A 6,961-nucleotide genomic window follows, 5' to 3' on the forward strand; every position below is an offset into this window, starting at 1 on the left:
TCTGCAAGAATCGACACATGGTAGATTCGCTAATTTTAATACCAGTTCTTTCTAGCCATAGCTCACAGTATTCTGAAAGGGTATAATCGGGATATTCTGTCACCATTGCTATCGCCTGCTCTTCTTTCCCCATAAGTTGACTAGGTTTACCACCACTGGGAGCTTTTGGGCAAACTTGTCCCGTTTCTCGTTTCAATTTAAGCAAATCCTGAACGGTCGTTTTGCTTACTTGAAACTGCTCTGCTACTTTTCTAATTGAGGTTCCACCACCTTCATAGGTCTTGACTATCCTTTCTCTTAGATCAACTGATAGAGCTGGCATTTTACTTTTCGATGAACTCCCCTGAATATTTGTCCCTCATTGTACCACCTCGTCATAGAATTTGCCGTATTTCCCTGGCAATATGTTGAGAATACTCATCTGTCAATAGTCTGATTCGCGAAAATCCGATTTTTTTACAATGCTCAATCAATGGCCTTCTAAGATTTTTAATTACCTCTTTGTCGGCTTCCAATGTAAGTATATAGGCGGATGAGTATAAGTCCCCCAGCGATTTAGATGTGTCTAGTTTTTGAATATTCCATTTATTTTGATTTGATTCATCAATTAAAACTACTTGAGACTCTTTTTTGTATTGTTCCTCTTTTACGGTCAATTCTGATCCACATAGCTTTTCATTTAATCCAATGGCCAGCTTGAATCTTTCAACTGAATTAAAGTCTAATTTGTCACTTGGATCTACAACAAGAATTTCAAATTTCATAGTATCTTTTTTGGATAATTCAACAAAATAAATTTAATAAGGTGAGCCATCAAGACCCACCCTTTAGCTCATGGATTACTTAGCTCCCACTGACATTCCCAAAAGATCTTCAATTTTGGGCATTTGCTCCAGAGGAATCACCCGGCCAAAATCTTCAAAGCCATTGATTTCATCAAAGTTGAGATAACGGTACAAATCAGCTTTGAAGGGATCGACCTTTTCGGAGACGATCGCCAGGTATTCTGCCACGGTGGGAATTTTACCGAGGAGAGCACAAACGGCGGCCAACTCAGCGGAACCGAGATAAACCTGGGCCCCTTTACCCATGCGGTTATTGAAATTACGGGTAGAGGTGGAAAAGACCGTTACCCCATCTTCCACCCGAGCTTGGTTGCCCATACACAGGGAACAACCGGGCATTTCTGTCCTGGCTCCGGCCGCTGCAAAAATGCCGTATATGCCTTCATCTCGCAACTGTTGTTCGTCCATGCGAGTGGGGGGACAAATCCAAAGCCGACCTTTCACCGTTCCGGCCCCTTCGAGGATTTTTGCCGCCGCGCGGTAATGGCCAATATTGGTCATGCAGGAACCAATAAACACCTCATGGATCACATCCCCGGCACACTCCGACATTAATTTGACGTTATCGGGATCGTTGGGCGCTGCCACAATCGGTTCCTTAATTTCATCCAGATTAACCTCAATCACATCGGCGTATTCCGCATCGGCATCGGCGGACATCAGGCTGGGATTAGCTAACCATTCCTCCATCTTGGCAATCCGCCGCAATAGGGTACGAGCATCCTGATAACCCCGGGCGATCATATTTTTCATCAGCACCACATTGGAGCGCAGATATTCCGCCAAAGTCTCCTCGCTCAGCTTAATGGTGGAGCCGGAACAAGAACGCTCTGCAGTGGCATCGGTCAACTCAAACGCCTGCTCAACTTTCAGATCCGGTAATCCTTCCATTTCCATGATCCGACCGTTAAAAACATTGATTTTGTTTTCCTTGCCTACGGTGAGTTTGCCCTGTTGCATAGCCACCCAGGGAATAGCATTGACAATGTCCCTGAGGGTGACCCCCGGTTGCAGTTCCCCTGTGAACTTGACCAAAACCGATTCCGGCATATCCAACGGCATCACTCCCAAGGCCGCCGCAAAGGCCACCAGGCCAGAGCCAGCGGGGAAGGAAATACCCAAAGGAAAACGGGTATGGGAGTCCCCGCCTGTGCCCACCGTATCGGGCAGCAACATGCGATTGAGCCAGGAGTGAATAATGCCATCCCCTGGTTTGAGGGCCACGCCTCCCCGGGTGGAGAAAAAGTCTGGCAGATCTTTATGGGTTTTAATGTCAACGGGTTTGGGATAGGCGGCGGTGTGACAGAAGGTTTGTAAGGTTAGGTCAGCATTAAAACCAAGGCAAGCTAGTTCCTTCAACTCATCCCTGGTCATGGGGCCAGTAGTGTCCTGGGAACCCACGGTGGTCATAATCGGCTCACAGGAAGTGCCGGGACGAATACCGTCTACGCCGCAGGCCTTACCCACCATTTTTTGGGCGAGGGTGAACCCTTTGCCGGTGTCAGCGGGGGCGGTGGGACGAACGAATAGGGTGGACGGAGAAAGTCCTAAGGCTTCCCTGGTTTTATCTGTCAAGGCCCGGCCTATGAGCAGGGGAATACGACCACCAGCCCGCACTTCATCCAAAATGGTTTCTGGTTTGAGTTGGAAAGTGCTGATGGTTGCGCCAGCCTCGTTGGTGATTTTGCCTTCCCTGGGGTAAATGGTGATCACATCCCCGGTGTTAAGTTGGCTGACGTCGCACTCAATGGGTAACGCACCGGAATCCTCGGCGGTGTTGAAAAAGATGGGGGCAATTTTTCCCCCCAGAATGTAGCCCCCGGCCCGTTTGTTGGGCACAAAGGGAATGTCGTCGCCAATATGCCAGAGCACGGAGTTAATGGCGGATTTACGGGAGGAGCCGGTGCCCACCACGTCGCCCACATAGGCCACTGGATGACCTTTTTGTTTGAGTTCGGCAATGGTTTGCAGACCGTCGGGCATTTTTGATTCCAGCATGGCCAGGGCATGGAGGGGAATGTCCGGGCGGGTGGTGGCATGGGGAGCGGGAGACAAATCGTCGGTATTGGTTTCGCCGGGAACCTTAAACACAGTCACGGTGATGCTGTCGGCCACTTCTGGTTTGTTAATGAACCAAGCTCCTTCAGCCCAAGCATCAATTACCTGTTTGGCGTAGGGGTTGCTGTCACTCAAATGGAGCACATCGTTGAACGCATCAAATACTAGTAAGGTTTTGCTCAGGGCTGTGGCGGCCGCACTGGCGATACTAGTATCTTTCGATTTGAGCAGTTCGATTAGGGATTGAACGTTGTACCCGCCGATCATGGTTCCTAATAAGTCCACGGCCCCTTGGCTACTAATCAAGGGAAAGGTTACTTCGCCTTTGGCGATCGCCGTGAGGAATCCAGCTTTAACGTAGGCGGCTTCATCTACCCCAGGGGGAACCCGGTCCCGCAATAACATCATCAACTCTGCTTTTTCCGCTTCGGGGGGATTTTTCAGCAGTTCACAGAGTTCCGTGGTTTGCTCGGCGGTGAGGGGCAGGGGGGGAATGCCTAACTTTTGGCGATCGGCAGCGTGGCGACGGTAGGCTTGCAACATAGGACGGTTCTCTCTCCGGCAATATTAGGTCATGATCAACGGTGAATATTCTATTTTACGCAGGGGAACAGGATAAGTTACCGGCAAACGGTTTGGGGAGACTGGGCAAAGGCGATCGCCGACCCTATCCTAAAAAATAGACCGCTCTTTCAGGAGGTATATGATGAATAATTTAGTTTTATCAAGCCAAGAGCAACAGGAACGATTACAACATCGCTTAGGAGTTTCCTTAGACAAAATTACCGAATTATGTCGGTCTTATTCTATTCAACGTTTAGCAGTTTTTGGTTCTATCCTCACAGATAATTTTAAGCCCAGCAGTGATGTTGACTTCTTAGTATCAGTTTTACCAGATTTGCGCCTTACCCTAAACTATCACCAATCTTTGGAAGAGAGTCTCGAACAAATCATTAATCGCAAAGTAGATCTTATTTTTCTGCGAAATTTGGAGAGAAGTGAAAATTGGATTAAGAAAAAGTCAATTATCAATGGTGCTCAGGTAATTTATGAATCGTGATCTTGCCTCAATTTTGGATGCTCTAATTTTTGCTCGCCGCATTGTAACTTTCACAACAGATATGACGGAAGAAAATTTCCTTACTGATATTAGAACTCAAGACGCAGTGATGCGAAATATTGCCGTCTTAGGGGAGGCATTAAGGCGAATTTCCCCAGAATTTCGGCAAACTTATCCTCAAATTCCCTACAATCAAATTATTAGTATGAGGAATAAGCTAGTCCACGATTACGACGGCATTAATTTAGAATTAATTTGGGACGTAATCCAAAACTATATCCCCAATCTTATTAACCAGCTTGAAAAAATTGTTCCCAAGCCTGATGATTAATAAGTGATACTAACCAAATTTAGCCAACCTTGTTTATTGAGACAGGCATATCACCAGAATCAAACTCAATTTCCTATTGATGCCAATTCATCGGACTCCAAGATAATCACCTAACTTTCGGACGTTGGTGTTTGGCGAGATGGCTGGGAATTGCTTAGCATTGTTGGACAAGTGCCAATTTTTCCTGGGCTTAATCTTCTCTCTGGTTAAACTCTGTCAATAAACCAGGGGCGAAATGGCAACCGGTAAATTTCGGACTTATTTTTGGCTTTTGTAGGCAACCGTGTAATGTGGCAATCTGTGCAAAATCAGCTTTATTTCCTCCAACAATGGGCCGATCGCCTAGTGGTGGAACAACTGGGACAACTGACTCCCCTTAGTTTACTTATCATTCTGCTAGCGGGACTAGTCACTAGTTTGACCCCCTGTTTACTGTCCCTGCTCCCCCTCACCATTGCCTACATTGGCGGCACCACCGACGGCGATCGCCTGCAATCATTCAAACAATCCCTCTGGTTTGCCCTGGGGTTGGCCATTACCTTAGCCAGTTTGGGGCTAGGGGCGGCGGCCTTGGGAAAAATTTATGGGCAAATCGGGCTGGGATTACCCATTTTGGTGAGTATAGTAGCCATTTTGATGGGATTAAACCTGTTGGAATTATTGCCTCTGCGGTTCCCCAGTTTGGGAGCAACGCCTTGGATTAAAGAGGATTTTCCTCCGGCTTTGCGGGCCCTATTGGCCGGGCTGACCTTTGGGCTAATCGCTTCCCCCTGTAGCACCCCTGTGTTAGCCAGCCTGCTTGCTTGGGTGGCCAGTCGCCAGGATTTGTTACTAGGCAGTGGTCTTTTGTTGGCCTATACCGTCGGTTACGTTACCCCCCTCATTTTGGTTGGCCTGTTCACCGGCAGTTTGAAGCGGCTGTTGCAACTGCGGCAATGGTCTGGCTGGCTTAATCCCATCAGTGGCACAATTTTGCTCGGTTTTGGGGTCATTACCCTCCTCTCCCGTCTTCCCCTGGGACAGTGGTTGTCATAGAGCCCTCCCCCAGCCCCTAACCAATGTCAGGTTAATTTCTGTGTTAGAATATTTATGGTAGTTTTAACTATAAATATCCCAGGAGTCCTAAAATAGTGTTTACCGCCGTTGCCCCGCCCCAAGAAACCCTGCCCCGTGATTTAGTGGGAGCGATTCAGAATCTGAAAAAGGAATTGAATGCGGTAATTTTGGCCCACTACTACCAGGAGGCGGCCATCCAAGACATCGCTGATTATTTGGGGGACTCCCTGGGGCTATCCCAACAGGCGGCCAGCACCGATGCCGATGTGATTGTTTTTGCCGGGGTACATTTCATGGCGGAAACGGCCAAAATTCTCAATCCCCATAAGTTGGTACTTTTGCCGGATTTAGAAGCGGGTTGTTCCTTGGCAGACAGTTGCCCTCCGAGGGAATTTACCGAGTTTAAACAACGCCACCCTGACCATTTGGTGATTAGCTACATCAATTGCACGGCGGAAATTAAGGCCCTGAGTGACATCATCTGCACCAGTTCCAATGCGGTGAAAATTGTTCAACAACTGCCGGAGGATCAGAAAATAATTTTTGCCCCCGATCGCAATTTGGGTCGTTATGTGATGGAGCAAACTGGGCGGCAAATGGTGTTGTGGCAAGGCAGTTGCATTGTCCATGAAACTTTTTCGGAACGACGTTTGCTGGAGCTAAAAGCCAAATATCCCCAGGCAGAAATCATTGCTCACCCTGAATGCGAAGAAGCCATCCTGCGCCACGCAGACTTTATTGGTTCCACCACTGCTTTACTAAATTACTCGAACAAATCCCAGGGTAAGGAATTTATTGTGGGTACGGAGCCTGGCATTATTCACCAAATGGAAAAGCTTTCCCCCTCCAAGCAATTTATCCCCTTACCCAATAACAGCAATTGCGACTGCAACGAGTGTCCCTATATGCGTTTGAATACCCTGGAAAAACTCTACTGGGCTATGAAACGGCGATCGCCAGAGATTACTTTACCGGAAGACACCATGGCGGCGGCCCTGAAACCGATCCAGAGAATGCTGGCCATGTCCTAGGGTTGGCATAACCAGGCTCCGGGATGGTCAACCAGATAGGCTAGTATGGTGGTCGAGAAGCTATTGATTGTGAGGGCAACGATGACTGCCAAGTTATCCTGGGTAGGCCGAAAACTGTTCTTTCCCCTGTTCCTGAGCGGCTGGATGGTGAGTTGTAGCCCCCTCAATCCCTTTGGCTTAGCCCAGGAATATTTGGACATTGCCAAGCTAGAAGAAATTTCCAATCAGCGCACGGTTAACGTCCAGGGCATTGTGGTTAATGTGGCTCCATTTTTAGAAGGGGGCGCTTACCAAATCCAAGATAAAACTGGAAGGGTGTGGGTCAAAACCGACCGCCAGTTACCCCGTAAAGGCACAGTGCTGAGTATCCGGGGAGAAGTGGCCTTTGAACCCATTTTCATTGGCCCCGAAAAACTGGGGGAATCTTACCTAGTGGAAACCACTGCCCCCAACCCCCAAGCCACCGCTAGCAATGACGGCGATAATTCCAGTGCCACTCCGGAGCAACTCCCAACGGCAAGTGCCCCTAGCACCAACACCATTGAAGTAATTGAGGAAACCACTGCCACAGAACAGGAGG

Annotated in this window: 7 protein-coding genes and 1 pseudogene; 5 read left to right on the plus strand and 3 right to left on the minus strand. The window is 48.2% G+C overall.

The features are described from left to right. The 3 genes from IQ219_RS14795 to acnB all read right to left on the minus strand — a co-directional run. On the minus strand, positions 1-322 hold a 322-nt coding region (locus tag IQ219_RS14795; protein WP_194072257.1), incomplete at its 3' end, for a helix-turn-helix domain-containing protein. A 52-nt stretch (positions 323-374) separates the two neighbouring features. Further along, complete coding sequence (locus IQ219_RS14800; RefSeq protein WP_194073109.1) at positions 375-764, minus strand: hypothetical protein; 390 nt, start codon at positions 762-764, stop codon at positions 375-377. 75 nt (positions 765-839) lie between these two features. Next, positions 840-3,446 (minus strand): bifunctional aconitate hydratase 2/2-methylisocitrate dehydratase, encoded by a 2,607-nt coding sequence (gene acnB, locus IQ219_RS14805; RefSeq protein WP_194073110.1) that lies wholly within the window; start codon positions 3,444-3,446, stop codon positions 840-842. Between the two features lie 163 nt (positions 3,447-3,609). Here acnB and IQ219_RS14810 point away from each other — a divergent pair, with 163 nt between their 5' ends. The 5 genes and pseudogenes from IQ219_RS14810 to IQ219_RS14830 form a co-directional block, all read left to right on the plus strand. Continuing rightward, positions 3,610-3,963 (plus strand): nucleotidyltransferase family protein, encoded by a 354-nt coding sequence (locus tag IQ219_RS14810; RefSeq protein ID WP_190596653.1) that lies wholly within the window; start codon positions 3,610-3,612, stop codon positions 3,961-3,963. After that, on the plus strand, positions 3,953-4,294 hold the full coding sequence (locus tag IQ219_RS14815; RefSeq protein WP_194073111.1) for a DUF86 domain-containing protein: 342 nt from the start codon (positions 3,953-3,955) through the stop codon (positions 4,292-4,294). The genes IQ219_RS14810 and IQ219_RS14815 overlap by 11 nt, the downstream gene beginning before the upstream one ends. Before the next feature lie 288 nt (positions 4,295-4,582). Beyond that, positions 4,583-5,329, plus strand: a complete 747-nt coding sequence (locus IQ219_RS14820) for a cytochrome c biogenesis protein CcdA (protein ID WP_194073112.1) — start codon at positions 4,583-4,585, stop codon at positions 5,327-5,329. A gap of 95 nt (positions 5,330-5,424) precedes the next feature. Beyond that, positions 5,425-6,381, plus strand: a complete 957-nt coding sequence (gene nadA / locus IQ219_RS14825) for a quinolinate synthase NadA (RefSeq protein ID WP_194073113.1) — start codon at positions 5,425-5,427, stop codon at positions 6,379-6,381. 81 nt (positions 6,382-6,462) lie between these two features. After that, a pseudogene (locus IQ219_RS14830) lies at positions 6,463-6,961 on the plus strand (hypothetical protein); the annotation flags it as partial.

Source organism: Synechocystis sp. LEGE 06083 (assembly GCF_015207725.1).
Classification (GTDB): Bacteria; Cyanobacteriota; Cyanobacteriia; order Cyanobacteriales; family Microcystaceae; genus Synechocystis; species Synechocystis salina.

Excerpts from the sequence above, each read along its gene's own strand:
- IQ219_RS14810 (WP_190596653.1), top strand. The coding sequence starts at position 3,610 with ATGAATAATTTAGTTTTATCAAGCCAAGAGCAACAGGAACGATTACAA.
- IQ219_RS14800 (WP_194073109.1), bottom strand. The coding sequence starts at position 764 with ATGAAATTTGAAATTCTTGTTGTAGATCCAAGTGACAAATTAGACTTT.
- IQ219_RS14815 (WP_194073111.1), top strand. The coding sequence starts at position 3,953 with ATGAATCGTGATCTTGCCTCAATTTTGGATGCTCTAATTTTTGCTCGC.
- IQ219_RS14820 (WP_194073112.1), top strand. The coding sequence starts at position 4,583 with ATGTGGCAATCTGTGCAAAATCAGCTTTATTTCCTCCAACAATGGGCC.
- acnB (WP_194073110.1), bottom strand. The coding sequence starts at position 3,446 with ATGTTGCAAGCCTACCGTCGCCACGCTGCCGATCGCCAAAAGTTAGGC.